Genomic DNA, 25,355 nt, shown 5'->3' with positions numbered 1-25,355 from the left:
ATGTACAAGAGGTACATCTATATTATCAAAACCAACTGCCATATTAGCAATCACTTTTAAATTTGGAGCAGCTTTGATAACTTCACTATCTATTTTTTCACTTAAAGTAATCAAACAAGCAGTTGCATCTTTAATAGCCTCTAGAAATTGATCTCTTGGCATTGGTATTAACGATTCATCCCACATTTCAACTTGTGCAATAGCCTCTAATTGATCTATAAATGGTTGTGGAATACTTCTACTTACAATGATTTTTTCCATTCAATCACTCCTAACTTTCGAGTTCTTTGATAACGTCATTTAAATCTTTAAATGTATATGTCGGAGGAACTGGCTTCTGTTCAATTTCTTCTTTAGTTGTTACACCTGTTTGCACATGAATCGTATCAATATTCACATTGATTCCCGACATTATATCCGTGTCATATAAGTCACCGACCATTGCAACTTCTGAGCGCTCTAACCCTAAAATGTCTAGCGCTTTTTTCATAATAATTGGTTCAGGTTTACCGATAAATGTAGGTTGAATACCAGTTGATACTGTGACCACGCTTGTAATCGCTCCATTTCCAGGTAAAAAGCCACGTTCCTTTGGTATAGATACATCCTGGTTAGTTGAAATAAATTTCGCACCATTACGGACACCTAAAGTAGCAGTTGCTAATTTTTCATAGGTAACGGCCTCATCCAAACCAATAACAACATAATCTACAAATTCATCTTCTTTAACTACTAATCCTTTATCTGTTAACGCATGTTTCAATCCGCTACCACCTAGCATATATACGCTTGCACCTGGAGATTCCTCAGCAATATATTCTGCAGTAGCTAACGCTGATGTAACAACCTCATCAGCTTGTGCGACTAACCCCATTTTATTTAACTTTGCAGCTACCTCTTCTGGCTCTTTAGTAGAATTATTAGTTACATATAAATGTGGAATTTCATATTGATTTAGATATGATATAAATTGAGATGCACCATCTATATGTTCATCTCCTTTATATAAAGTACCATCTAAATCAATTAGGTAAGCTTGATATTTTTTCATACTACTTATTCTCCTTTTTTGCCAAATGCTGTTACTGGTACATTTTCATTCTTTAAAAATTGTATAACTTCTTCTATATATGTTTGATAATAAGATACCGACTCATCAAAAAGTGGTACTAATTCAGCGGTATCAAGTTCATCATAATAATGAACAAATCGTTTTCTGACATCTACAGTTTTATTGATTTGATTTTGAGTATCTTCTGAAATCACTTTTTCTAAAGCTAAGATATCTATTACGTCTTTATAATTTCCTGGGTCTCTTAAGATAAAACCATCAATAATCATGTTTCCAATGTCTACTGCTGATTCAATGAACATTTGTGCTATGCGTTCAAATGCATAAGCATTATCTTTGTTTTGCGGATAATCTTGAATAAGTTGTTGCAAGTAATTTAATTTTGTATTTAATTGATCTTTATTCACGAAATACATCTTTTCACCCCTATCAATCTCATCATACCATACCTTTGCAGTCGAATTCATTTATGGTTATACTGTAAATTAAGACTTTTTAACTAAATTAAATATCTATAGTAATTAGATTTAAAAAATAGAAGAAGTAAGGAGTGTTTCAAAGTGATTGATATGTATCTTTATGACGATGATGAATCTGCTCAGGTGCAATTTGTTGGTTTCGTTGGTGAACATAGTCGCTATGACCTAATGTTAGTCCAAACAAACCGTCACTTCGGTAAAACGATTGTATTAAATATGCAAACGAATCAATTTGGTATAATAGGTACCGACGATTTAGAAGAAGAAGGTTATATAGCCCACATCTTAGGCGTTAATGAAGAAGAAGGTACTGAAATTTCAGAATACCTTAATGAGGTTATTCAATAAATAGACACTAGTATGCAAAGATTATCAACGCAATAAACCTTAGCTAAATAAAAATACTTATATTAATGATAGTAATTCAATTCTATGCGAATATATCCCCTTCTACACCATAATTAAAAAGCAACTTTATTCATTTTTTGAATAAAGTTGCTTTTTTAGCGAGACTTTTCTATTAGTGTGCCAAATTTTTTCAAACAATATTAAATAAGCAAAATCATTATTTTTCAGTATCTTGAATACTAGGTTTTATTTTAACATCATGTAGCTTATCTTCTTCAAGATCCGTTTCAACTATGTCATTTGACTCTACATAATTTTTCATCTCTGCTTCTGGAATACGTCTTAATATAAAGTACGGGCAACCAAAATTACAATATTCTAATAAATAATCTTGAATTGTTGAAAAGCGTTTGCTTAATTCGGCTTTCTTATTAGAATCTTTATAAAAACCTTTTAACCTCAGTTGATCGTAACCAAAATCTCCAACAATAAAATCGTACTTATCTAATATATCAGAATAGCGATTTACAAATGTTTCTTCATCAAAACATTCTCTATAATCTTCGATGATTTCAAAAAATTGTCCATTTAACTTTATCATGTCATTCACCTAATCTAAACGCATCAAATTACTATTATCCACTAATTTATTAATAAATAGTTCTTTGACTTGTATGTAATTATATTTTACTTCTAAGAAAGACTTAGCTCATTGATATTGCGCATCAGCACAACTATAATAAATGAACTAAGTCTTTAATTAACTTATTTATTTAAATGCTTACCTATTTCTGTACCAAGTTGTTCTTCACCAATACGGTGTTTTTCTTTCGCCGCTTCATTTACTTGCTCATCGGCATGATATGAACTTCTTACAAGTGGTCCTGCTTGGCAATGTTTAAATCCTTTATCCATTGCTATTTTTCTTAGTTTACCAAATTCTAATGGCGTATAATATTTTTCAACTTTTAAATGTTTACGTGAAGGTTGCAAATATTGACCAATCGTTAAAATATCAACATCATTAGCACGTAAATCATCCATAGTTTCATAAATTTCCTCGTGTGTTTCACCTAATCCAACCATAAGACTTGATTTTGTTGGGATATCAGGTTGTAATTCTTTAGAACGTCTTAGGAACTCTAACGTACGATCATAAGTTGCTCTAGCACGAACTCTCGGCGTCAAACGGCGGACTGTTTCGATGTTATGGTTTAAAATGTCTGGTTTTGACGCCATTAAAGTTTCTAAAGCATCATAGTCTCCACCCATATCTGAAGGCAAGATTTCTATTGATGTGAATGGATTACGCTCACGCACTTTACGCACTGTTTCAGCGTATACATTTGATCCTGCATCTCTTAAGTCATCACGAGCCACAGCTGTAATAACAACGTGTTTTAAATTCATTAATTCAACAGATTCTGCCACACGCTCTGGCTCATCTAAATCTAATTCATTAGGAAGCCCTGTTTTAACTGCACAGAAACGACATGCACGTGTACACACTGCACCTAAAATCATAAACGTAGCTGTACGACGTTCTCCCCAACATTCATGTATATTTGGACACTTTGCTTCTTCGCAAACTGTATGTAAATTCTTTTCGCGCATCATTTTCTTAAGACCAGTGTAGTTTTCGTTAGTATTCAGCTTTATTTTCAACCAATCTGGTTTACGTAAAATTTCTTCATTTTTAGTAGCCATAACCGCACAATCCTCCTGATTTGAAATCTCTAATCATTATAACGAAAATTCAGGTAAATTAAAACGTATAAAGTCATATTTTAGTATTCTAATAATTTTTCTTTGAAAATATCTCTTAAAAACTCCGGCATCAAGTAATCTATAGACTGATCTTTTAAAGTAGGAAAGTAACGTCCAAACGTATACATATCTATCGTTCCTAATATATACGTTTCGTCATCATTTATTACTTCGCCATTTATAAAGTAACGTGATTCAGATTCAATAAATCCTAAATTATATAAAATATAGCCACCAAAAATATTACCTCTAAAACCCAGACCCTGTGCATGTTCATTAAGATATTCTTGTTTTTGACTTTTAATTATTATATTTTTCAACTCTTGTCCACTTAATCTAATACGCACAGCATTAATTGGATGAGGTAACATTTGATGAATATCATATTCAGTTAAACGCTCTGCCTCTACGCCATTTACAATGAGCCCCGCATTAATAATTGTGCAATCTGCATTCGTAAATTCAAAAACACTTTCTGCTAAAATATGAGCCGTTTGAGTAATAGTATCTGTTCTTCTAGGTAAAGAAATTGGATGATCAATCACTGAATCATTTAACAACATTTTCCCTTCTTCATCAAAATGAGTTTCAACTTCTGGTAGCGTATCGAGAGGATGAAGTATTGCTTGTTTTTTAATTATGCTATTATTTTCAATTTCTAACGTAACTTCTCCTAAAAAATGTCCATACTTTCCTGCTGCAGCCATTAAAACACCGTTGTTAATCTCACCATTTTCAAAATAGTGGTGTGTATGACTACCTAAAATCAGATCAATTTCTGGAATTTCTTGGCATAATTTCTCATCAAAGAATACACCGACATGACTCATAATCACAAGTAAATCATAAGCACCTTCGTTAGCTTTTATTTCATCTTTAATTGCTTCTAAAGGATTTGTAACAATCCAATCTAAAGCTCTATAAAAAGGAGTGAATGGAGCTGTAGCTGCAATAAAAAGTATGCGAACCCCGTCTATAACTTTTATAAATGATGATGACATATTACGCGGTAACTGTCCTTGTTCATCAAAGACATTCGCACAGGTTACATCGAATGTTGCATTATCATATAAAGTATTTAATGCATCATGTGAGATTGTCATACCTTCATTATTACCAATCGTAGCGATATCGCAATGTGCCGCATTTAATAATTCGACATTTTTTATACCCATAGTTGCTTCAGTGACGGGTGCAGAAAGGTCAACATGGTCGCCAATATCTAAATATAGTGAATGATGCATTAGTTTTGGTCTATTTTGAGTCATATACTCTGTAATTCGTGCATATTCATGCAAGTGACTATGTATGTCATTTGTATGATAAATTGTTAATTTCATCTATAGTTCCCTCCCTTTATTTTATAAAAATGATTTAATTATTAAATATATACCCATAATTAGCATTACTGTACGCAGCAATATTACAACGGTTTCTGACTTTACCGAATGGTTAATTTTCACACCGATCTTCGCTCCAAAATAACTTGCAGATACTAACACAATTGCATATAACCATGCCACATGACCTTGTGCAATATGGCCTACTGAACTCATAACACTAGAAAAGAAGATCATCATCATGCTCGTACCGACCGCCACATGTGGTGGAAATCTAAATACAATTAACATCAGTGGCGTCATCAATGCGCCACCACCTATGCCTAGTAATCCTGTTAATATACCAATAAACAATGTTGCTATGAAAGAAATTAAAGGCGGCACATGATAAAAATATTGTCTGCCATAACCATCAATATAACTCCGTTCATACTTTGCTTTAGCAAAAATTTTTAGTGGTTTTATTTTCTTTCGAATTACAAGTAAAATTGCTACTAATATTAAAAACAAACCAAAATACAAGTTAAAAGATGCTAATGTTAAGTAACGACTTATTACAGAACCAATTAGCGCCCCAGGTAACAAACCAAATAAAAATATCGAGCCATTTTTCACATCAACTTGTTTTGTTTTCAAATACCCCAACGTTGAAGATAATCCAGTTACTATTAATATAACTGATGAGGTACCTATAGCGATTTGAGGTGTTATTCCTTCAAGCAAATCATTGTCAACGCCTAAATAAACCAATGTAGGTACAATAATTATGCCTCCACCAATACCAACTAATGATCCTAAAATTGCTGATAAACCACCAATTAAAATCAATAATATTACTGTCAACATCCAATCGCTCCTAAAATAATTTTAATTGTTGTGGCGCTAACCCCTGATAGTCTATGCCCAATAAACGTTGATAAGTTTTAGCATTTTGGGCTGCATGTCCACCAGAATTATTATTAAAAACGACGTAAATATCTTTGGCTTTATGTTCTAGGACTTTCACTTTATCAATTAATGTTTTTAATTCTTGTTCACTATAATCATATAAATACCTTACTTCTCTCCATGCATCATCCGTCATATCTTTTTTAGTCCATCCATGTACATTTCTCCCATGGTAGCGTACAAATGCAGTTTCATTTGTAATGCGGTTAATCATCGGTACAGAACCTTGACCAACTTGAGGTTCATCACAAACTGCATGAATAATATTTTGTTGTGTTAAGAACGACAAAGTTTCTTCTTTAAAAGACTCATTAAACCAAGATTGGTGTCTAAATTCTACGCATACAGGAAAATCTACCAATTGTGCACGGATATAGCGAATATAAGTAATATTTTGAACAGTACAATCAAACCAAGGTGGAAATTGCACCAACACCATCGCAAGTTTATTCTCATCTTTTAATGGTTGAAGCATCATTTTGAATTGATCTACCAAAGTTTGTCTTGTCTCAGCAAAATCATGGTAGTCTGCATGCAAAGTTAATGCTTGATGTATTTTCACTATAAATTTAAATCTATCGGGTGTTTCTTTTATCCATTTTCTAATATTTCTTTCAGGTTGAATAGCGTAATACGTTGCGTCCAATTCTACGATTGGAAAATGGCTTGCATATGTAGCTAATTTATTCGTCTTACGCTGCAAGTCTTCATATAACGAATCGTGGTCACCCCAACCTGTTAATCCTATATTTATCATAGTATCACCAAGTTAATGATACCATATATGTTTTAATGGATTCACTTGATTAAATTCAATTTACTATAACTTAAAAAAGTAAATATTAATACTTTATGGTTTTTCAAATGTATTATAAAAATAGATAAAGACATACTAGTTATAGTACGTATTATTTTAATAAAAAATGAGAAGTAGTATTGAAATCAAAAGTTTAAAGTTGATTTCAATTTATACTACTCCTCATTTCTTAAAAACACTATTCACTAAATTATTTTTGACCTAAAATATAGTTAATAAATAATTTTCTTATTGCGTTTGTCATATATTTATAGTTATTTACTGATTCAATAGTTGCTTGGCTTGTTGTACAATACGTTCCATCAATGTAGATGCCGACGAACATTGTGCCAATCTAGGACTTTGACCACTCCATAAGTGTGTCCACTGCTCATTACCCTCTCGAGCCGCTTCTTTGCGAATTGCGCTAGTCAATTGATTTTGTATTGGATAATCTGGAATATCGTCATTATATTCATTCATCTTATGAATAAACTCATTATCTATACCTCTCGCTGGTTTACCAGTAAAGACATTTGTAACTACAGTATCAGTTTCTTTACTATGTTGGATTGCGTTTTTGTAAAGTTGGCTTGCACCGCTTTCTTCTGATGTTAAAAATGCCGTACCCATTTGTATACCTTCAGCACCTAAAATTATACTAGCTACCATACCTCTGCCATCCATGATACCGCCTGCTGCAACAACAGGTATACTCACCTGGTCAACAATTTGAGGTACGAGTGACATCGTACCTATGAGAGGTGTATGATTGCTATTCGTCTCTGTAAAAGCTCCCCTATGCCCACCTGCCTCACTACCTTGAGCGATGATAGCATCCATACCTGCACTTTCATTAGCAATTGCTTCCTCCACACTTGTAGCCGTTCCTATAACTTTAATGTTTCTCTCTTTTAATCTGCTAAGTATTGATTGTTCAGGAATGCCAAACGTAAAGGAAACTACAGGCACTCCCTTTTCAATCACGATATCAATCGTGTCTTCAAACTGCTGTTTTTCACTTATATTTATAATAGGCTCATCTATATTTAACGCTCTGCGATACGGTTTCAACCAAGCGTTCATATGCTCCACTTTTTCAGGAATAAATAACTTATCACTAGGCACAAACAAATTTACTGAATATGGTAAGTCAGTTAATTGTTGTACATGAGTGATTTCTTTTTCCAGTCTCTCTGCACTAAAATAGCCTGCGCCTATCGTTCCTAATCCACCACTATTACTCACTGTCGCTACTAATTCAGGCGTGGTAGATCCTGCCATGCCAGCTTGTATAATTGGATATTTAATATTTAATAATTTAGTAACTCTAGACGATAATTTCATTTAATCTGCCCCTTTGTCTTTTTAACAAAATAACACTATTAAATAACGATTAAAATCATTTATTATTTTTATGATACGCCTTCATTTGTTCCTCTAGTTTTTCATTTTCTTCTTCGTCCATCTCATCTTCTATTTCCATACCTAACATTTCTTCAATAAGATCTTCGTGAGAAACAATAGCTTCCGTACCACCATACTCATCTAAAACAATAGCTAAATGTTTACGTGAAACTGTCATTTTCCTCAATACCCATTCAGCACGATTATGCTCATTTACAAATAAGGGCTCGGATGTATATTTTAAAATATTATTCTCAGGTTCACGACTCCATGCTAATAAATATTTAGAATGAAAAATACCTATAACTTGATCGATGTCGTTACCATAAACAGGGTAACGTGTATATGGGTTAGAAACGACAGTATTATAAGCTTCTTCATACGAAATATCTGAAGGAAAGGCAGTAACATTTATGCGAGGAGTTGTGTGAATATCTTTAACCTTTAATTGTTCAAAGTCCATAACTCCTTGAATACGATTACGCTCCATCTCATTAAATGCGCCTTCACTACCAGCAATGGTTACCATCTGTCTAATCTCTTCCTTGGAATATCGTTGTTGCTCTTCCTGTCCCTTAGATAAAAATCGGTTAATTGTATCAGTAATACCATTAAGAATTATTGTAATGGGTTTAAATATTAAGACGAAAAACGATATAGGTGTATACACTAAGCGTGAAATTCTATCTGGGTATGTAGCTGCAATTGACTTAGGAATCACTTCTGATATAACAATGATTACTACTGTTGTTACTGCTGTTGCAATCCCAACATTTAAACCTATATCTACTGCTAATATTGTAACTAATGTAGGTAATATAATATTAGCAATATTATTTCCTATCAGTATTGCAGTGATAAATTCACTTGGTTTTGTTAATAATTTTGATAATTTCCCCGCTTTTTTATTTCCCTCTTGAGCATCTGTTTGTATTTTCATCCTGTTTGCAGCAGTTAATGCAGTTTCACTTCCCGAAAAGAAAAATGAAGCAAACAAAAGTATGATTATACCAATAACCATAAATTCATGACTCCTTTAATAAGCTTTATTAATAAATTCACTTTCATATTATTTCCCACTTTAACAACTTTATAAACGCATTGTTCTTGTATTATGATACATTGCCGCTCAATAAAAAAGTCATATTTAATAACTATTACATACAAATAAATATGTTATGATAAGAAAAATATTATAAAAATGGAGTTGTTCATATGGCTAAGGTAACGCAGTGCCAAAGTTGTGGAATGCCTATAGATAAAAAAACGCCTGCAGGAACAGAAAGTGATGGTTCAGCCGCAGAAAAATATTGTCATCATTGTTATCAAAATGGTTCATTTACTTTGAACCTTGGATTTGATGATATGTACGAGTATAATCTAAAAAGATTTCAAGAATCAGACATGAATAAAATACAAAAATTCTTTTTAAACAAAATGTATACTAAAAAATTCATGGCCAAGTTAGATCGCTGGAAATAACACACATGAATAGCATGCAAAAGTACCAAATCAATTGACTTATTTAAGCCACTTTCACAAAATTACTCTTAAGTTAAAAACAACTATAATCAAACACATAGTCAGTTCAGTCTTAGTAAATATTATTTTATAAATTCTCAAACTGTTGGCTGTTTTATTTTAAACACTCTCTTTTATAATTTGGAATATAAAAAGAGAGTGAACGCACGAAATCATAACGGTTAACTTGATTTCATTCGATTACTCCCTTTGTTTAGGCTGTTATAGTTAAATAATATAATAGTAGTGTTACTAAAAAACCCCTTTTTACGCAAAGCTAATGTTCTACAATTTTAAATAACTTAGCTCATAATTTTTTCAAATTTAAAGAACTCAAATTCTTTTTGCACGCCATTCACATCAAACATCTCTTTATAAAATCCTGTGATATGAAAATTGCATTTATTTATGTAGAAATGGATATTCCGCTTTTCAAAATAAGGTGTATGTAACTCCCAAACTTTAGTTTCTGGAAAATGATTTTCAATCGCTTTCCAAACTTTAGTTCCAATCCCTTGGCCATGTGCATTATCATTAATATATAATGTATCGACATGACTTCTTTTATTTTCTTTATTAATTTCAAAGATAGCACCACCAATATTCCTACCATTTAAATAAAAATAATAAATATGAGGATTATCTGAATAAAAAGATTCATTATAATCTTGTTCTGATGGGATCGGTGCAAAATTTTCTGGATATTCTTGTTCTGGGAAAGTTGCTTGGAGACCCTTCAAAAATGATAATGAAGATTGTTTTTTGAAAGCTTCGAATTCATCCTTTTTAACGCGTATTAATTCTATCTCATCAAATCTTTGCTCTGCCACGTTTTATGACTCCCCTCAAAAAATAGAAAATATTAATTCATTGCATTTTGTTATTCTCAAAATTAAAAATGTTTAAATGTTAGAAATAAGTTAATCTAATGAGAATCTTTTTAAAAAATAAAGTGAAAATACCAATACTATAATAGCAATGGCTAAGCCAATCGTTGTAGACCCACTATGATGATCTACAATAATATATCTCACAATTGCTGTGATTGCAGCATAAATAAAATATTGCATTGAAAAGTGATAATTTTTCTTAAAATACTGAACAATTAATAGTATAAACTCAATATACAAGAATGAGATTAAAAGTTTTTCAATCATATAATCATATTGAACATTACTATTACTTATAAATATCTCATTAATCATGCTAATACATTCTTTAAATAGAAAGATAACCAATATTAATGCTATTGTTGCAATAAACATATTTAATATTAACATTAAAAACATACTAAAGATTTCTGCAGCATTCTTTTTATTATTTACCATTAAACTTCCCCGATAAATATTATTTTTCAAAATAAAAAACACGAAATGATATGTAATTTTAACAACATTTAAAGATAAATGCTATCAATTTAGTATCATTTCGTGCTTTTAATATTATCAAATGGTGATTTCAATGGTTAAATTTAGCCGATTGAACCTTCCATTTCAAATTTAATTAAACGGTTCATCTCTACCGCATATTCCATCGGTAATTCTTTTGTAAATGGTTCAATGAAGCCCATTACAATCATTTCAGTCGCTTCTTCTTCAGAAATACCACGGCTCATCAAGTAGAATAATTGTTCTTCAGATACTTTAGAAACTTTCGCTTCATGTTCTAAAGAGATATTATCATTGAATACTTCGTTATATGGAATTGTATCTGAAGTCGATTCATTATCTAAGATTAAAGTATCACATTCGATGTTTGAACGTGCACCCTTAGCTTTACGTCCAAAATGAACGATACCACGATAAACAACTTTACCGCCATCTTTAGAAATAGATTTAGAAACAATTGTTGAAGAAGTATTTGGCGCTTTATGAATCATCTTAGCACCAGCATCTTGTACTTGTCCTTTACCTGCAAATGCAATAGATAATGTGCTACCTTTGGCACCTTCACCCATCAATACACAGTTTGGATATTTCATTGTTAATTTAGAACCTAAGTTACCGTCAACCCATTCCATGTTACCATTTTCATGAACTAGCGTACGTTTTGTAACTAAGTTATAAACGTTATTTGCCCAGTTTTGAATTGTTGTGTAACGAACATGTGCATCTTTATGAACGATGATTTCAACTACTGCTGAGTGAAGAGAGCTCGTTGAGTAAACAGGAGCTGTACAACCCTCAACATAGTTAACAGATGCACCTTCATCAGCGATGATTAATGTACGTTCAAATTGTCCCATATTTTCAGAGTTAATACGGAAATATGCTTGTAATGGTGTATCTAATTTAATGTTTTTAGGTACATAAATAAATGAACCACCAGACCAAACAGCTGAGTTTAATGCTGAGAACTTGTTGTCAGCTGCAGGTACAACTGTTGAGAAATATTGTCTGAATAACTCTTCGTTTTCTCTTAATGCACTATCTGTATCTTTAAAGATAATTCCTTTATCTTCAAGTTCTTTTTCCATATTATGATAAACAACTTCAGATTCATATTGTGCAGAAACACCAGCAAGGTATTTTTGTTCTGCTTCAGGAATACCTAATTTATCAAACGTACGTTTGATTTCTTCAGGTACTTCATCCCATGAACGTTCTGTATTTTCAGATGGTTTAACATAGTAAGTGATATCATCGAAGTCCAATTCAGATAAATCTCCACCCCATTGTGGCATCGGCATTTTGTAGAATTGTTTTAATGATTTCAATCTATAGTTAAGCATCCATTCTGGTTCATCTTTCATGCTTGAAATTTCACGGACAATATTTTCCGTCAAACCACGTTCTGATCTAAAAATGGAAACATCTTCATCATGGAAACCATATTGATAATCTCCAACATCAGGTGCTTTTTTAGCCATTTAAATCACTCCTTTTATATATTAAAAACGACTTACGTGCAAAAATCATTTTGTGTATTTACTTTTTATATGCTATTTAAATAGACAATATATTAAACCTTTAGCTACATTAAATATCATGTTGTAATCCCTAGTTTGAATGGAATTTTACACATTGTCAATGCATCAACTTCAGTTTAATCCTACTCTTCAGTATTGCCTTCTTTTTCAACTGTACCCTTTTCGAGTGCTTTCCATGCTAACGTGGCACATTTAATACGCGCAGGGAATTGAGCGACGCCTTGTAGAGCTTCGATATCGCCCATATCTTCGCTGATTTCATAATCTTCACCAAGCATCATTTTGGAAAATTCTTGACTCATTTTCATAGCATCTGCTAGAGAATGACCTTTTACCGCTTCAGTCATCATTGAAGCACTAGACATGGAAATTGAACAGCCTTCCCCATCAAATTTAGCATCTTTTATGAAACCATCTTCAATATCAAACGTAAGATGAATGCGGTCCCCACACGTTGGATTATTCATGTCGACGGTCATGGAACCATTATCTAAAGTACCTTTATTTCTTGGGCTTTTATAATGGTCCATAATCACTGAACGATACAATTGATTTAAATTATTAAAATTCATATGAGAAAAACTCCTTCGTCTGTTTCAACGCTTCGACGAGTTGGTCAATATCTTCTTGCGTGTTATAAATATAAAAACTTGCACGTGCTGTAGAAGATTGATTCAACCACTTCATAAGTGGTTGTGCACAATGATGTCCGGCTCTTACAGCCACACCTTCAGTATCTACCGCAGTTGCTACATCATGCGCATGAACATCAGTCATATTGAATGTAATAACACCAGCGCGTCTTTCTTTCGCAGGTCCATAAATTTCAATACCATCTATTTCTGACATCTTGTCGTAAGCGTACTGTGTTAATGCTGTTTCATGTTGCTGAATCTTTTCGAAACCTAAGTTTTCAATATATCTTACCGCTTCAGCTAAGCCAATTGCTTGAGCTATTAATGGTGTACCAGCTTCAAATTTAGTAGGTAAGTCAGCCCATGAAGCTTCGTATTTGCCTACAAAATCGATCATATCTCCGCCAAATTCAATTGGTTCCATTTTATTAAGTAACGTGCGTTTACCGTATAAAACGCCAATCCCTGTTGGTCCGAGCATTTTATGACCACTAAAGCTGTAAAAATCAACATCTAATGCTTGCATATCTAATGCCATGTGAGGCGCAGCTTGTGCACCATCTACGCTAATAATTGCACCATGTTCATGTGCAACTTCTGTAATAGCTTTTATGTCATTAATAGTGCCAAGTACATTGGATACATGGGCGATAGCTACAATTTTTGTATTATCATTAATTGTAGCTTTTACATCTTCAATCGCTAATTCACCATCATCAGTCATTGGGATAAATTTCAACGATGCATTTTTGCGCTTAGCTAATTGTTGCCATGGCACGATATTAGCATGATGTTCCATTTCAGTGACTACAATTTCATCGCCTTCTGAAATGTTAGCATCACCATAACTATGAGCGACAATATTTATTGATGCTGTTGTACCTCTAGTGAAAATGACTTCTTCAAAGTATTTTGCATTTATAAAGCGTCTCACTGTTTCTCGAGCACTTTCATAACCATCTGTTGCCAATGACCCTAATGTGTGTACACCACGATGTACATTTGAATTATAACGTTTATAATAATCAGCCATTGCATCAATAACTTGCACGGGTGTCTGGCTAGTAGCGGTTGTATCTAAATAAGCCAAGCGATTGCCATTAACTTGTTGATTGAGGATTGGAAAATCTTCTATAATTTCAGTAACATTTAAAGTTTCAGTCAAATTACTCACAGGCCTTCCTTTATTAAAATCAATATGCAGACCTTAGCAAAGGTTCAGTCACAATTGATAGATCGTTATACTTTCTTTATCGTTACGGTCAAAATTGGACTTCCCGTTCTCATTACTATTGTCCTAACTTCAATTTAAAGTCTATTTGTTTACTTTTAATTCAATTACGTCACGTAATTGACGTTTAACATCTTCAATTGGTAGTTCACGAACCACTGGATCTAAGAAACCATGGATAACTAAGCGTTCTGCTTCTTGACGAGAAATACCACGACTCATTAAGTAGTATAATTGCTCTGGGTCTACACGGCCAACTGAAGCTGCGTGTCCTGCTTCTACATCATCTTCATCAATTAATAAGATTGGGTTAGCATCCCCACGCGCATTTTCAGATAACATCAATACACGAGATTCTTGGTTAGCATTTGATTTAGCGCCACCGTGTTTGATGTATCCAATACCATTAAATACGGTTGAGGCACTTTCAAGCATAACACCATGTTTTAAAATATAGCCATTTGTTTCTTTACCATATTGAACAATTTTTGATGTTAAATTAACTTTTTGACTACCTGTACCTACTACAACAGATTTTAATTCACTTTCTGAACGATCACCAATTAAGTTTGTTGTATTATCAATAATCTGGCTACCTTCATTCATAAGTCCAAGTGCCCAATTAATTGTCGCATCTGCTTGCGTAACACCACGACGAATGATATGACCAGTAAAACCTTTATCTAAATAATCTACAGAACCATAAGTGATTTTTGAGTTTGCTCCTGCATTTACTTCTGAGACGATATTCAACTGGCTACCTTCACCGCTAGCATTTGATAGATAGTTTTCAACGTATGTCACTTCTGCACTTTCCTCTGTACTAATAAGGACATGATTGTAGAAACTTGCTTGTTCATCGTCGTGTAAGACAACGTATTGAATTGGATGTTCTACAACCACATTTTTAGGTACATATACAAATACGCCACCGTTTAATAATGCAGTGTGTAATGCTGTTAATCTATGTTCATCAACAGTTACAGTTTCATTCATGAAATATTGTTTTACTAAATCTGGATGGTTAACTAAAGCCTCAGATAAACCTTCAACGATAACGCCATCATTTTTTGCAGAATCAGAAACTTTAGTAAAAGCCAATGTATTATTATGTTGAATAATCAAATTTTCAGAATTATCTATATCGATAATATCTTTTACTGCTTCTGGTAATTCTTCTAACGTTTGATATACGCTACCTGTAGTTTCATGTTGCTTAAATGAGTCAAAATCCCATCTGTTAATTTTTGTTTTATCTGGTTTTGGCATTTCTAAAGTTTCAGTTAATTTTAACGCTTCTTTACGTAATTCTGTTAGCCAAGTAGGTTCATTATGGGCTTGTGAATATTCAACTAGTTGCGCTTCAGAAATGTTCAAAGTTTCAGTCGTCATACTTTTTTCCTCCCATTTGATGATTGTATGATTTAATTCATCGGTATAAATCAAGACCTTAAATCTTCATCTAAATTAATATGTTTCATATGAGTTGAGACTTATTCTGTAGCACCGTACTCTTCTTTAACCCATTCGTAACCTTCTTCTTCAAGACGCTTAGCTAATTCTGGACCACCAGAAGTAACTACTTTACCGCCATACATAACGTGAACATGATCAGGCGTAATGTAATTTAATAGACGTTGATAGTGCGTGATAATTAATGAGCCAAATTCGTCTCCACGCATTTGGTTGATCCCTTTAGAAACAACTTTTAATGCATCAATATCTAAACCTGAGTCAATTTCATCTAAAATTGCGAATTTTGGTTCTAACATCATTAATTGAAGAATTTCATTACGTTTCTTCTCACCGCCAGAGAAACCTTCATTTAAGTAACGTTGTGCCATATCTTGATCGATATCTAAGTAATCCATTTCTTTATCAAGTTTTTTGATAAATTGCATTAAATTGATTTCTTCACCTTCTTCACGTTTAGCATTTATTGCTGAACGCATGAAGTCTGCATTTGTTACACCAGTGATTTCTGATGGATATTGCATTGCTAAGAAAAGACCAGCTTTTGCACGTTCGTCAACTTCTAATTCTAAGATATTAACGCCGTCTAAGATTACTTCCCCTTTTGTTACTTCGTAGCTTGGGTGGCCCATGATTGCTGATGATAATGTTGATTTACCAGTACCGTTTGGTCCCATAACTGCGTGTATTTCACCTGTGTTAATTGTTAAATTAACACCCTTTAGAATCTCTTTATCTTCTATAGACACATGTAGGTCCTTAATTTCTAATGTTGATGGCATACATATTCCCTCCGTATTATATGATATGTTTTTCCTATCTAGTTTATAATAATTTTAATCTACAGTCAAAAGACTGAGCACTTGTTACATCATCTAATTATAACGTAGTTATATACGAATATAAACCTTTTCTAGTGCTAAATTAAAATCGTTATTAAAACACAATAATTTTCGATAATAATACTATGATTTTTGTAAATGATAAAAGCCACCTTAATGTTCTCAATACATTAGAGTCTCTTTTCCATGTTTTTTCGCATTATAAATATGGTATCTACATCATTTAGTTTCTTTGTGTTTATAATATTGTATTTCACTTTTTTATGCTAATATCATTACTACATTATTAAAAAAGGAGAAAGATATGTCAAAAATTAAATGGTCTAATTTATGGAAAGGTTTTGCAATGGGTACGACTGACTTAGTCCCTGGCGTAAGCGGTGGGACAATTGCACTGTTACTAGGTATCTATGATGATTTCATACGTTCCATTAGCGGCATTTTTTCAAAACGATTTTGGGAAAGTTTGAAATTCTTAATACCTATAGGTCTGGGTATGGTTATCGCAATTGGAGTATTAAGTAAACTCATTAATTACTTACTAAGTACACACACGATCCCAACAATGTTCTTTTTTGTTGGTCTTATCGGAGGAATTATTCCTTACCTATTGAAAACGTCTAAATTCAAACAAACATTTAATACACTGCATTATATATTATTAGTATTAGGTATCGTTATTATAGTAGTTATTACATTACTCAATAACGGAGACAAACATGCTGGAGAAACTTTAACATTAAATTCTGGTTTAGTGATTAAATATTTTATTGCGGGTATGTGTGCCTCTAGTGCAATGTTATTACCTGGAATATCAGGTTCATTCATGTTACTCGTCTTTGGGGTTTATGGCACAGTAATGTTTGCTATTTCAGAATTTATGTCATTAAACTTTGCGGCAATACCTATTTTATTAACAGTAGGGTTTGGTGTTATTTGCGGATTTTTATTCTCGAGTAAATTAATTCAGTATTTACTATCTTATTATACTTTTCTCACATATGCCCTTATTATAGGTTTTGTAGTTGGCTCACTTTATGCAGTGTTCCCAGGTCTACCTGGCACATTTATAATTTGGATAATTTCAATCATTACACTTATATTAGGATTTGTTATTAGTTATAAATTAGGAAAAATTACAGCAGATGACTAATGATTTTTTTATTTTGTATTACATTTATCGTTCAACCACCTTATTTCACATAAAGTAATTCTTTACACTAGCTATAAACCTGTACTTTTTATATAATAGAATACCAATCAGAAATGATTGAATAACAAACATATCGGAGGAATTAATTAATTTTTGGGAACCATTATTAGTTTATTTATATTTATTTTATTATTGATATTAACCGCGTTCTTTGTGGCGACAGAATTCGCAATCGTTAAAGTTCGAACATCTAGGATTAACTCACTTGCGAACGGAGACAATAAGAAAGCAGTTGCCGCACAAAAAGTAGTTTCACACTTAGATGAATATTTAGCTGCTTGTCAACTTGGTATTACGATTACAGCTTTAGGTATTGGAATGGTCGGTGAATCTACCTTTGAGTTTTTATTACATCCTATTTTTAGTAGTTTAGGTCTTTCAGAAACAATGATTCATATATTCACATTAATTAGTGCGTTTGTAATTGCAACTTATTTACACGTGGTTGTCGGTGAAATGGCACCTAAAACAATTGCAATTCAAAAAGCCGAACAAATCACATTATTTATCGCTAAGCCAATCATCATGTTTTACAAATTATTTTATCCATTTATTTATATTCTTAACGGCTCGGCAAGATTAATTTTAAAAATGTTTGGTATGCAACCTGCTAAAGAAAGTGAATTATATCATTCAGAAGAAGAATTAAAACTATTAATTAAAGAAAGTCATGAAGGCGGAGAAATTTCTGAAAATGAGTTAACACACATAAATCGTGCTTTCGCGTTCGATGAAATGAAAATTGTAGACGGCTACTTGCCACTTGAAAAAGTCTCAGTTGTTGATATCAATAGTAATATTGACGAAACTAAAGCATACGTAAGTAATGCAAATTACACAAGATTTCCAGTAATTAAAGACACCACTACACAAATTGTAGGTTATATACATGCAAAAGATCTATTAAGTAATGATATCAACTCGCTTAATGATATTACTCATGAAATTCTTAAAATCAAATTAAATTCAAAATATCATCAAGTCTTAGAGCAAATGAAGTCTCACCAAATTCATATAGCTCTAGTGGAAGACGAACATCAAACCCCCCTTGGTATTATTACAATGGAAAATATTTTAGAAAACATTGTCGGTGATATTAAAGACGAATACGATCAATCGTAATAATCAAATAAGTACAAATGATTCCGAGGCATAAATGTATGTCTCGGTTTTTTTATGTATTTAACTATCAATAGTTGTGGTTAAAATTTTAAAAGAAATACTAAAGTTTCAGCTAGATAAATCTGTTAGGGTTAGATTAATATATGGAATCGTTAATGCAAAAATTGATTTCTATGATTTTAGTCCACGAGAAGATTCATCTAATTTTTTATCAAGTATAGTATCACAAATAAAACCCGACACATAACTTATACACGTTTTCATCTATATTGAAATGAAAATGCATATAACATAATTGTCGGGTTTAAAAATGATAAAATATCAATAGCGAAAATGATATTCCATACATGTGATATATCAATAAATAGAGCTATAAGAAAATCTATGTCTCTAATTATTTTAAGCTCTCCCATCACAGTTAAAATTAACAATTGGAAACTAATAACATTAAATTCTCAAAGTAACAATGGTACCTTTGGCATTTAACTTAGCAAATATATTAATTATAACTTAATTATATTTTACACCTTAGAATTGTTTAATTCAAACTTAACTGCTAGGAAATACTTTATTACACTTTCTGTTAGTATTAAATCTAAATACTAATTAATTTCGACTTATTTTTTGAAATTTTTATCAAACCAAAGTAAATAGACGATAGCACCTACTGGTACCCCAACCAATGGTGTTGTAACCATACTCACAACAAACATACAGGCTATAATTGATAATACATCATTAGTTCGCCACTTCTTGTTTAATAAATAATTCCACATTTCTTTTAGGCTCACTTCAATTCACTCCTTAATATTTAAATTTTATTTATTAATAAGATGCGTTTTAACTTACAAATAGCTAAAATGTCAAAACGACATCGATTCAATGTTGTCGATAATTCAATGATAACATGTAATAAAGTAGATAAAACTAACACTGTTGTCACTTTTTAAATAGTTCAATTAATTAATAATATGAGTTAAATTCATCTAATAAATACTCAAAATCTCAGAAAAGCACTAACTATTCAAGCTAGTGAATAGCTAGTGCTTTTTTATTTTTATAGAGCCTTTAACAAAGAACACACAAAAATCCCCTTTAACCATTAAGGCAAAGGGGATGATAACTATTTCGATATTATTTTGCTGGAACTACGGCACCATCATATTTTTTATCGATTTCATCTTTAATTTCTTTAGATTGTAATACTTCCATCAATGCTTTGATTTTTTTATCATCTTTATGTCCTTCTTTAACAGCAATTAAATTAGCGTAAGGATTGTCTTTCGCTTTCTCTAATACAATAGAATCATCTTTAGGACTTAATTTTTGATCGATTGCAAAATTAGAGTTGATAATTACTGCATCAGCATCTTCATTTTGATAAATTTTCGGTAAGTATTCTGCAGATTGTTTATTATTAAATTTGATATCTTTTTTGTTTTCTACGATATCATCAAATTTAGCATCTTCAATCTTCACACCATCTTTTATTTTAATTAATCCTGCATCTTGGAAGAATTTTAAGAAACGGCCTTCTTCAGCTGGATTATTAGAAACATAAACAGTGGCACCTTTTGGTAAATCTTTTAGACTCTTATATTTTTTAGAATAAACAGCCATTGGTTCTAAATGAACATTACCTGCTGATTCTACTTTATATCCTTTATCTTTTTTCTCAGTTTTTAAGTAAGGTGTATGTTGGAAAAAGTTTGCGTCTAATTCACCTTTATCTAATAATTTATTCGGTGTTGTATAATCATTAATTGTTTTAATCTTCAAATCATAGCCTTTATCTTTTAATAATGGCTTGGCTTTTTCTAAAATTTCAGCATGAGGAGCTGGAGAAGCACCTACTGTAATTTTTTTATCTTCACTGCCACCACTATTTCCACAAGCTGCTAAAACAAGCGCTAATACAAGTACAGAAGCTAAGCTAAATAATTTTTTCATATAAAAAGTCCCCCTTTTTAAGATTATCTCTTATCAATTTTATTAGTAGCCCAATCACCAATAAATTGAATGATGAACACAATAATAAGGATTAAAATTGTTGAAACAAAAATAACGTCATTTTGATTTCTGGTGAAACCTGTTAAATAAGCTAGGTTACCTAAGCCACCTGCACCAATAACACCGGCTACTGCAGTAGATCCTACTAAAGCAATCGCTGTGACAGTAATACCTGAAATTAATGCTGGCATCGCTTCAGGTAATAATACTTTTTTGACTACTGTCCAAGTAGTGGCACCCATTGACCAAGCTGCTTCAATAACGCCTTTATCAATCTCTTTAAATGCAATTTCTACAAGTCTGGCATAGAAAGGCGCGGCACTAATGATTAAAGCTGGTAATGCTCCTGTTGGACCACTAATCGTGCCTAAGACTAAACTTGTAAACGGAATTAACAATAAGATTAAAATAATAAATGGTATCGCTCTAAACAAGTTAACTATAAATGAAACAATAGTATAGAAAACTCTCGCTATAGGTGATTTGCTTTTAGCTGATAAAAAGAGTAAAACACCTAATATTAAGCCTAGTACAAAGGCAAAAATTGTCGAAATAACTGTCATATAAATTGTTTCGTATGTCGCTAACCAAACTTCGTCCCAACTGACGTTTGGCATTGTAAACATCTCGCGGAGGATGTCACTCAATGAATTACCCATGTCTTAACACCTCCACTGACACATGCTGTGCTTCTAAATCATTTTTAAACTTTTCGAATTTTTCTGAATTTACATCACTCAATTGAATTACTAAGAAACCAAGTGAACCATCTTTTGTATGTTTAATATTAGCTTCTAATATATTCACATCGATGTTATGCGTTTTCGTTATGTATGACACGAGAGGTTGCGTGGTATTATTCCCTGTGAAATTCAAACGAACAACATAATCATCTTCATTAAGTGACACTAAGTCGCTAATAGATTTATCAAAATCATCATTTAAATCATCTTTAACAAAACGTTTTGTAACCGCATGTTGTGGATTCTCAAAAACTGTGGAAACTAGACCTTGTTCAATCACGCGACCGTTTTCCATAACAGCTACTTCGTCACATATGCGTCTAATGACATGCATTTCGTGTGTGATGATTACAATTGTTAAATTTCTTTCTTCTTTAATTTTCAATAATAATTCTAAAATTTCATCTGTTGTTTGAGGATCTAATGCACTTGTCGCTTCATCACAAAGCAATACAGTTGGTTCGTTTGCTAACGCTCGCGCAATGCCGACACGTTGTTTTTGACCACCTGACAGTTCTGAAGGATACGCACTTTCTCTACCTTTCAGTCCAACAAGTTCTACTAATTCTTTTGCCCGTTGTTTTGCTTCACGGCGAGGCACACCCGCTATTTCCAATGGAAATGTAATATTATTTAATACAGTACGCGACCATAGTAAATTAAAATGTTGAAATATCATGCTCACTTTTTGACGCTTTTTTCTTAACTGTGATTTTGATAGCTTACCAATTGTATCTCCATCGATAATGACGTCTCCTGAAGTTGGTTGTTCGAGATTATTTAAAAGTCTAATTAAAGTACTTTTCCCCGCACCTGAAAAACCAACTACTCCAAAAATCGAGCCTGATTGAATACTTAAATCAACATGATCTACAGCCAGTACGTCCTGTTTTTTCGTTTTGTACTTTTTGACTATTTGATTTAACTCAATCATTCTGTTTCCTCCTTGTGTTGCTAATCCTTCAATTAAAAAAATGCTTTCTCTATGTTCACCGAAGTATAGAGAAAGCAAAATCGCTTCTCTCATCTTCTAAAGTTTTAAAACTTTATGTGAATTGGCACCATTTCTATTAAAGACGGTTGCCGGGCTTCGTAGGGCACATCCCTCCACCTCTCGTGATAAGAGTTTCATTATTTAATTATTTTTAATCCTACCATCGTACTAATATTTCGTCAATAACTATTTTAAATTTTCTAACAAATAAGGCACCGATTGAAATGCATAAATCCTTTTTTGCTCTTCACCTTTTGACATTACTAATAAAACTGGTACAGATTGAATTTCATACATTTGACTAAAATCAGGATGAAAGTTTAAGTCCATTTTTATTATAGGTAATTGCAAAATATCATTAGCAATATCTAGCATACGTTCAGAAACCTTACATGTCCCACATGTTGGTGTATAACCAAAGATAAGATATTTATCTTCATTTATATATTTATTGACGTCAACGCGTTGTTCACTTGTTACATTCATGTTAATAAACTTACCCTCTCAGCTATATAATCCAATCTTGCTTTCGCCACCTTTTCTTCATCCTTAACTATAAAACCATGTTTTTCCAATACTCTAGATAAATATGGTTTAGGACAACGAGCGACTTCGCAATATTGTTTATCTACTCTTATATGTCTACTTTCACTTAAATAGCGTTTGAACCATTTTCGTATTCTTTCACCTTCATCATCCGAATCAACAAGAATATACACTTGTTTGTCATATAAAGTATCAATCATTTCGTCTAATTTATCTACACCCATCGTTCCATTCGTGCAAATAATTTCTATTGGCTGATCAATCACTTGTTTGACACGCTTCTTGTCTGACTTTCCTTCGACAACAATTACTTGGTTCAGTATCGTCATGACATCCACCCTCTAAATGTTGATAGTAAATCTTTTCTACTTAGTTCTTCACAATCCGTAGTGACAATAAACATAATTTACATAGTTAAAATATTTCTTATTATTACAAACATAATTTATCATTATTTTAAGTTGAGGTGAACTTGTTAGACTTATAAAATTGATAAATCTTCAATAATCCTCAATGGTATGAAAAAACTCCAAGATAGTTATATCATGGAGTTCAGTGTTATATTATTCGCCAATCATTTCTGAATATTGCTCTGCAGTTAATAATTCATCTATTTGACTTTCGTCACTTAGTTCAACTTTAACCATCCAAGCTTTTTCGTAAGGTGATTCATTTACGAATTCTGGGCTATCTTCTAACTCATCATTAGATTCAACTACTTTACCTGATACAGGTGCATATAGTTCTGAAACAGTTTTTACGGATTCAACACTACCAAAAGTGTCGCCTTCATTAATTTCGTCATCTACTTCTGGTAATTCAACAAATACGATATCGCCAAGTTCACCTTGAGCGTATTCAGTGATACCAATTGTTACTGTATTACCTTCAACTTTTACCCATTCATGTTCTTTAGAATATTTTAATTCACTCGGTACTGCCACGAGAATCCCCTCCTAAATGATTTTACATATTAATGATGCCATATGCATACCATACAATCAACTATTTATTAACATGTTAATACTATTATAATGTTTTCATAACAATAAATGAAGCGTTTACATACATTACTTATAATTCACTTACAGAGATTGCTCTATTTCCAAAAGAGGAATTAAGATAACCATGTTGCCTTATATTGATCTTCTTTAAAACCAACTGTAACTTTATCCCCAGAAATAGCTAATGGTCTTTTGACCAACATACCATTTGTTGATAATAAATCTAACTTTTCATCATTAGTAAGGTCACTCATTTTGTCTTTAAGACCCAATTCACGATATTTAGCTCCATGCGTATTAAAGAGTTTATTTATATCGATATCTGTCGCCTCTAAGATTTCTTTAAACTCATTTTTAGTGGGCGTATGTTGCACTATATCGATTGGTTCAAAGCTCACACCGTAGTCTTGTAAAAATTTCGCTGCTTTTTTACAAGTAGTACAATTAGGATATTGGTAAAATTTTATCATTATTCTGTACCTCCTATAACTAGTTAACATTAATATATCAAATTTATTGCTAAAACGCTCTAATAAATAAGCTGATTTTTTTTATAACTTTAAAATGTCCGTTATAATAAGCTTAATAATATTTTTAAAAAGGAGAAAATTATGAAACCTATTAATACAAATGATGCATTTAAAGAAACTGTACAAAGTGATAACCCTGTTATTGTAAAATTCGAAGCTGGCTGGTGCCCTGACTGTAAAGCAATGGATATGTGGATTGACCCTATCCAAGAAAAATACAATGATTACGACTGGTTTACAGTTAATCGTGATGAGCTGGAAGACGTTGCAGCTGACAACGACGTGATGGGCATCCCAAGCTTATTAGTATTTAAAAATGGTGAGAAATTAGCTCACTTACACTCAGCTAATGCGAAATCACCAGAACAAGTAGAAGCATTTTTAGCAGAAACATTTAAATAATTG

The 25,355-nt window shown here is 32.3% G+C and carries 29 protein-coding genes, 1 pseudogene and 1 riboswitch; of the genes and pseudogenes, 5 read left to right on the top strand and 25 right to left on the bottom strand.

Going from position 1 to position 25,355, the window contains the following annotated elements; all coding sequences use genetic code 11:
• The 3 genes and pseudogenes from BTM19_RS08560 to BTM19_RS08550 all read right to left on the bottom strand — a co-directional run.
• Positions 1-261: pseudogene (locus tag BTM19_RS08560) on the bottom strand (D-glycerate dehydrogenase); the annotation flags it as partial.
• A 10-nt stretch (positions 262-271) separates the two neighbouring features.
• Positions 272-1,051, bottom strand: coding sequence for a TIGR01457 family HAD-type hydrolase (locus BTM19_RS08555; RefSeq protein ID WP_029377571.1), 780 nt, complete (start codon positions 1,049-1,051; stop codon positions 272-274).
• A 5-nt stretch (positions 1,052-1,056) separates the two neighbouring features.
• Positions 1,057-1,488 (bottom strand): DUF86 domain-containing protein, encoded by a 432-nt coding sequence (locus BTM19_RS08550; protein WP_029377572.1) that lies wholly within the window; start codon positions 1,486-1,488, stop codon positions 1,057-1,059.
• Positions 1,489-1,632: 144 nt separating this feature from the next.
• On the opposite strand from BTM19_RS08550, the gene BTM19_RS08545 reads away from it, so the two are divergent.
• Entirely contained in the window at positions 1,633-1,899 is a 267-nt protein-coding gene (locus tag BTM19_RS08545) for a DUF3055 domain-containing protein (protein ID WP_029377573.1), read from the top strand.
• A 217-nt stretch (positions 1,900-2,116) separates the two neighbouring features.
• On the opposite strand, the gene BTM19_RS08540 is transcribed toward BTM19_RS08545, so the two are convergent.
• The 7 genes from BTM19_RS08540 to BTM19_RS08510 form a co-directional block, all read right to left on the bottom strand.
• A complete protein-coding gene (locus tag BTM19_RS08540) occupies positions 2,117-2,500 on the bottom strand; it encodes a YutD family protein (protein WP_029377574.1) in 384 nt (127 codons plus the stop codon).
• A gap of 164 nt (positions 2,501-2,664) precedes the next feature.
• Positions 2,665-3,606, bottom strand: a complete 942-nt coding sequence (gene lipA / locus BTM19_RS08535; protein ID WP_029377575.1) for a lipoyl synthase — start codon at positions 3,604-3,606, stop codon at positions 2,665-2,667.
• Between the two features lie 80 nt (positions 3,607-3,686).
• A complete protein-coding gene (locus BTM19_RS08530) occupies positions 3,687-5,006 on the bottom strand; it encodes a bifunctional metallophosphatase/5'-nucleotidase (protein ID WP_029377576.1) in 1,320 nt (439 codons plus the stop codon).
• Positions 5,007-5,027: 21 nt separating this feature from the next.
• Entirely contained in the window at positions 5,028-5,852 is an 825-nt protein-coding gene (locus tag BTM19_RS08525) for a sulfite exporter TauE/SafE family protein (protein ID WP_029377577.1), read from the bottom strand.
• Between the two features lie 10 nt (positions 5,853-5,862).
• The gene (locus BTM19_RS08520; protein WP_029377578.1) at positions 5,863-6,711 is read right to left on the bottom strand and encodes a DUF72 domain-containing protein; all 849 of its coding nucleotides are present in this window, start codon (positions 6,709-6,711) and stop codon (positions 5,863-5,865) included.
• A 318-nt stretch (positions 6,712-7,029) separates the two neighbouring features.
• Positions 7,030-8,097, bottom strand: coding sequence for an NAD(P)H-dependent flavin oxidoreductase (locus BTM19_RS08515; protein WP_029377579.1), 1,068 nt, complete (start codon positions 8,095-8,097; stop codon positions 7,030-7,032).
• Positions 8,098-8,152: 55 nt separating this feature from the next.
• Complete coding sequence (locus tag BTM19_RS08510) at positions 8,153-9,178, bottom strand: hemolysin family protein (RefSeq protein ID WP_029377580.1); 1,026 nt, start codon at positions 9,176-9,178, stop codon at positions 8,153-8,155.
• A gap of 194 nt (positions 9,179-9,372) precedes the next feature.
• Here BTM19_RS08510 and BTM19_RS08505 point away from each other — a divergent pair, with 194 nt between their 5' ends.
• Entirely contained in the window at positions 9,373-9,639 is a 267-nt protein-coding gene (locus BTM19_RS08505) for a zinc ribbon domain-containing protein (protein ID WP_029377581.1), read from the top strand.
• Between the two features lie 341 nt (positions 9,640-9,980).
• On the opposite strand, the gene BTM19_RS08500 is transcribed toward BTM19_RS08505, so the two are convergent.
• From BTM19_RS08500 to sufC, 7 genes are all read right to left on the bottom strand, one after another.
• Positions 9,981-10,508 carry a GNAT family N-acetyltransferase gene (locus BTM19_RS08500; protein WP_038678195.1) on the bottom strand — a complete coding sequence of 176 codons (528 nt, stop codon included), beginning with the start codon at positions 10,506-10,508 and terminating at the stop codon, positions 9,981-9,983.
• 90 nt (positions 10,509-10,598) lie between these two features.
• Positions 10,599-11,006 (bottom strand): phosphate-starvation-inducible protein PsiE, encoded by a 408-nt coding sequence (locus BTM19_RS08495; RefSeq protein WP_081224897.1) that lies wholly within the window; start codon positions 11,004-11,006, stop codon positions 10,599-10,601.
• A gap of 143 nt (positions 11,007-11,149) precedes the next feature.
• Positions 11,150-12,547, bottom strand: coding sequence for a Fe-S cluster assembly protein SufB (gene sufB, locus BTM19_RS08490; protein ID WP_017722380.1), 1,398 nt, complete (start codon positions 12,545-12,547; stop codon positions 11,150-11,152).
• A gap of 182 nt (positions 12,548-12,729) precedes the next feature.
• Positions 12,730-13,179, bottom strand: coding sequence for a Fe-S cluster assembly sulfur transfer protein SufU (sufU, locus tag BTM19_RS08485; RefSeq protein WP_017722381.1), 450 nt, complete (start codon positions 13,177-13,179; stop codon positions 12,730-12,732).
• Positions 13,169-14,407 carry a cysteine desulfurase gene (locus BTM19_RS08480; RefSeq protein WP_029377584.1) on the bottom strand — a complete coding sequence of 413 codons (1,239 nt, stop codon included), beginning with the start codon at positions 14,405-14,407 and terminating at the stop codon, positions 13,169-13,171. Before BTM19_RS08480 ends, sufU begins: the two co-directional genes overlap by 11 nt.
• A 150-nt stretch (positions 14,408-14,557) precedes the next feature.
• Positions 14,558-15,865 (bottom strand): Fe-S cluster assembly protein SufD, encoded by a 1,308-nt coding sequence (sufD, locus tag BTM19_RS08475; protein WP_038678191.1) that lies wholly within the window; start codon positions 15,863-15,865, stop codon positions 14,558-14,560.
• Positions 15,866-15,966: 101 nt separating this feature from the next.
• Positions 15,967-16,728, bottom strand: a complete 762-nt coding sequence (gene sufC / locus BTM19_RS08470) for a Fe-S cluster assembly ATPase SufC (protein WP_029377586.1) — start codon at positions 16,726-16,728, stop codon at positions 15,967-15,969.
• A 364-nt stretch (positions 16,729-17,092) separates the two neighbouring features.
• Here sufC and popT point away from each other — a divergent pair, with 364 nt between their 5' ends.
• Both popT and BTM19_RS08460 read left to right on the top strand, forming a co-directional pair.
• Positions 17,093-17,941, top strand: coding sequence for a polyprenyl-phosphate transporter PopT (gene popT / locus BTM19_RS08465; protein WP_058625709.1), 849 nt, complete (start codon positions 17,093-17,095; stop codon positions 17,939-17,941).
• A gap of 153 nt (positions 17,942-18,094) precedes the next feature.
• Positions 18,095-19,123: a hemolysin family protein gene (locus BTM19_RS08460; RefSeq protein ID WP_038678187.1), complete on the top strand. Its 1,029-nt coding sequence runs from the start codon at positions 18,095-18,097 to the stop codon at positions 19,121-19,123.
• 617 nt (positions 19,124-19,740) lie between these two features.
• Here the strand turns inward: BTM19_RS08460 and BTM19_RS12925 are convergent.
• From BTM19_RS12925 to BTM19_RS08425, 8 genes are all read right to left on the bottom strand, one after another.
• On the bottom strand, positions 19,741-19,914 hold the full coding sequence (locus BTM19_RS12925) for a VraH family peptide resistance protein (RefSeq protein ID WP_038678186.1): 174 nt from the start codon (positions 19,912-19,914) through the stop codon (positions 19,741-19,743).
• A gap of 343 nt (positions 19,915-20,257) precedes the next feature.
• On the bottom strand, positions 20,258-21,073 hold the full coding sequence (locus BTM19_RS08455) for a MetQ/NlpA family ABC transporter substrate-binding protein (RefSeq protein WP_029377595.1): 816 nt from the start codon (positions 21,071-21,073) through the stop codon (positions 20,258-20,260).
• A gap of 23 nt (positions 21,074-21,096) precedes the next feature.
• Positions 21,097-21,792 carry a methionine ABC transporter permease gene (locus BTM19_RS08450; RefSeq protein ID WP_017722389.1) on the bottom strand — a complete coding sequence of 232 codons (696 nt, stop codon included), beginning with the start codon at positions 21,790-21,792 and terminating at the stop codon, positions 21,097-21,099.
• Complete coding sequence (locus BTM19_RS08445; protein WP_017722390.1) at positions 21,785-22,810, bottom strand: methionine ABC transporter ATP-binding protein; 1,026 nt, start codon at positions 22,808-22,810, stop codon at positions 21,785-21,787. The genes BTM19_RS08450 and BTM19_RS08445 overlap by 8 nt, the downstream gene beginning before the upstream one ends.
• Before the next feature lie 86 nt (positions 22,811-22,896).
• A riboswitch (SAM riboswitch) is annotated at positions 22,897-23,002 on the bottom strand.
• A gap of 54 nt (positions 23,003-23,056) precedes the next feature.
• Complete coding sequence (locus tag BTM19_RS08440) at positions 23,057-23,356, bottom strand: thioredoxin family protein (protein ID WP_029377596.1); 300 nt, start codon at positions 23,354-23,356, stop codon at positions 23,057-23,059.
• Positions 23,353-23,745: a toprim domain-containing protein gene (locus tag BTM19_RS08435; RefSeq protein ID WP_029377597.1), complete on the bottom strand. Its 393-nt coding sequence runs from the start codon at positions 23,743-23,745 to the stop codon at positions 23,353-23,355. The genes BTM19_RS08440 and BTM19_RS08435 overlap by 4 nt, the downstream gene beginning before the upstream one ends.
• A 234-nt stretch (positions 23,746-23,979) precedes the next feature.
• Positions 23,980-24,360, bottom strand: a complete 381-nt coding sequence (gcvH, locus tag BTM19_RS08430) for a glycine cleavage system protein GcvH (RefSeq protein ID WP_029377598.1) — start codon at positions 24,358-24,360, stop codon at positions 23,980-23,982.
• 173 nt (positions 24,361-24,533) lie between these two features.
• Positions 24,534-24,890, bottom strand: coding sequence for an arsenate reductase family protein (locus BTM19_RS08425; RefSeq protein ID WP_029377599.1), 357 nt, complete (start codon positions 24,888-24,890; stop codon positions 24,534-24,536).
• A gap of 141 nt (positions 24,891-25,031) precedes the next feature.
• Here BTM19_RS08425 and BTM19_RS08420 point away from each other — a divergent pair, with 141 nt between their 5' ends.
• Positions 25,032-25,352, top strand: a complete 321-nt coding sequence (locus tag BTM19_RS08420; RefSeq protein WP_029377600.1) for a thioredoxin family protein — start codon at positions 25,032-25,034, stop codon at positions 25,350-25,352.
• Positions 25,353-25,355: the final 3 nt, after the last annotated feature.

The organism is Staphylococcus xylosus, assembly GCF_002732165.1.
Taxonomy (GTDB): domain Bacteria; phylum Bacillota; class Bacilli; order Staphylococcales; family Staphylococcaceae; genus Staphylococcus; species Staphylococcus xylosus.
This window is presented reverse-complemented; position numbering and strand designations above follow the sequence as displayed.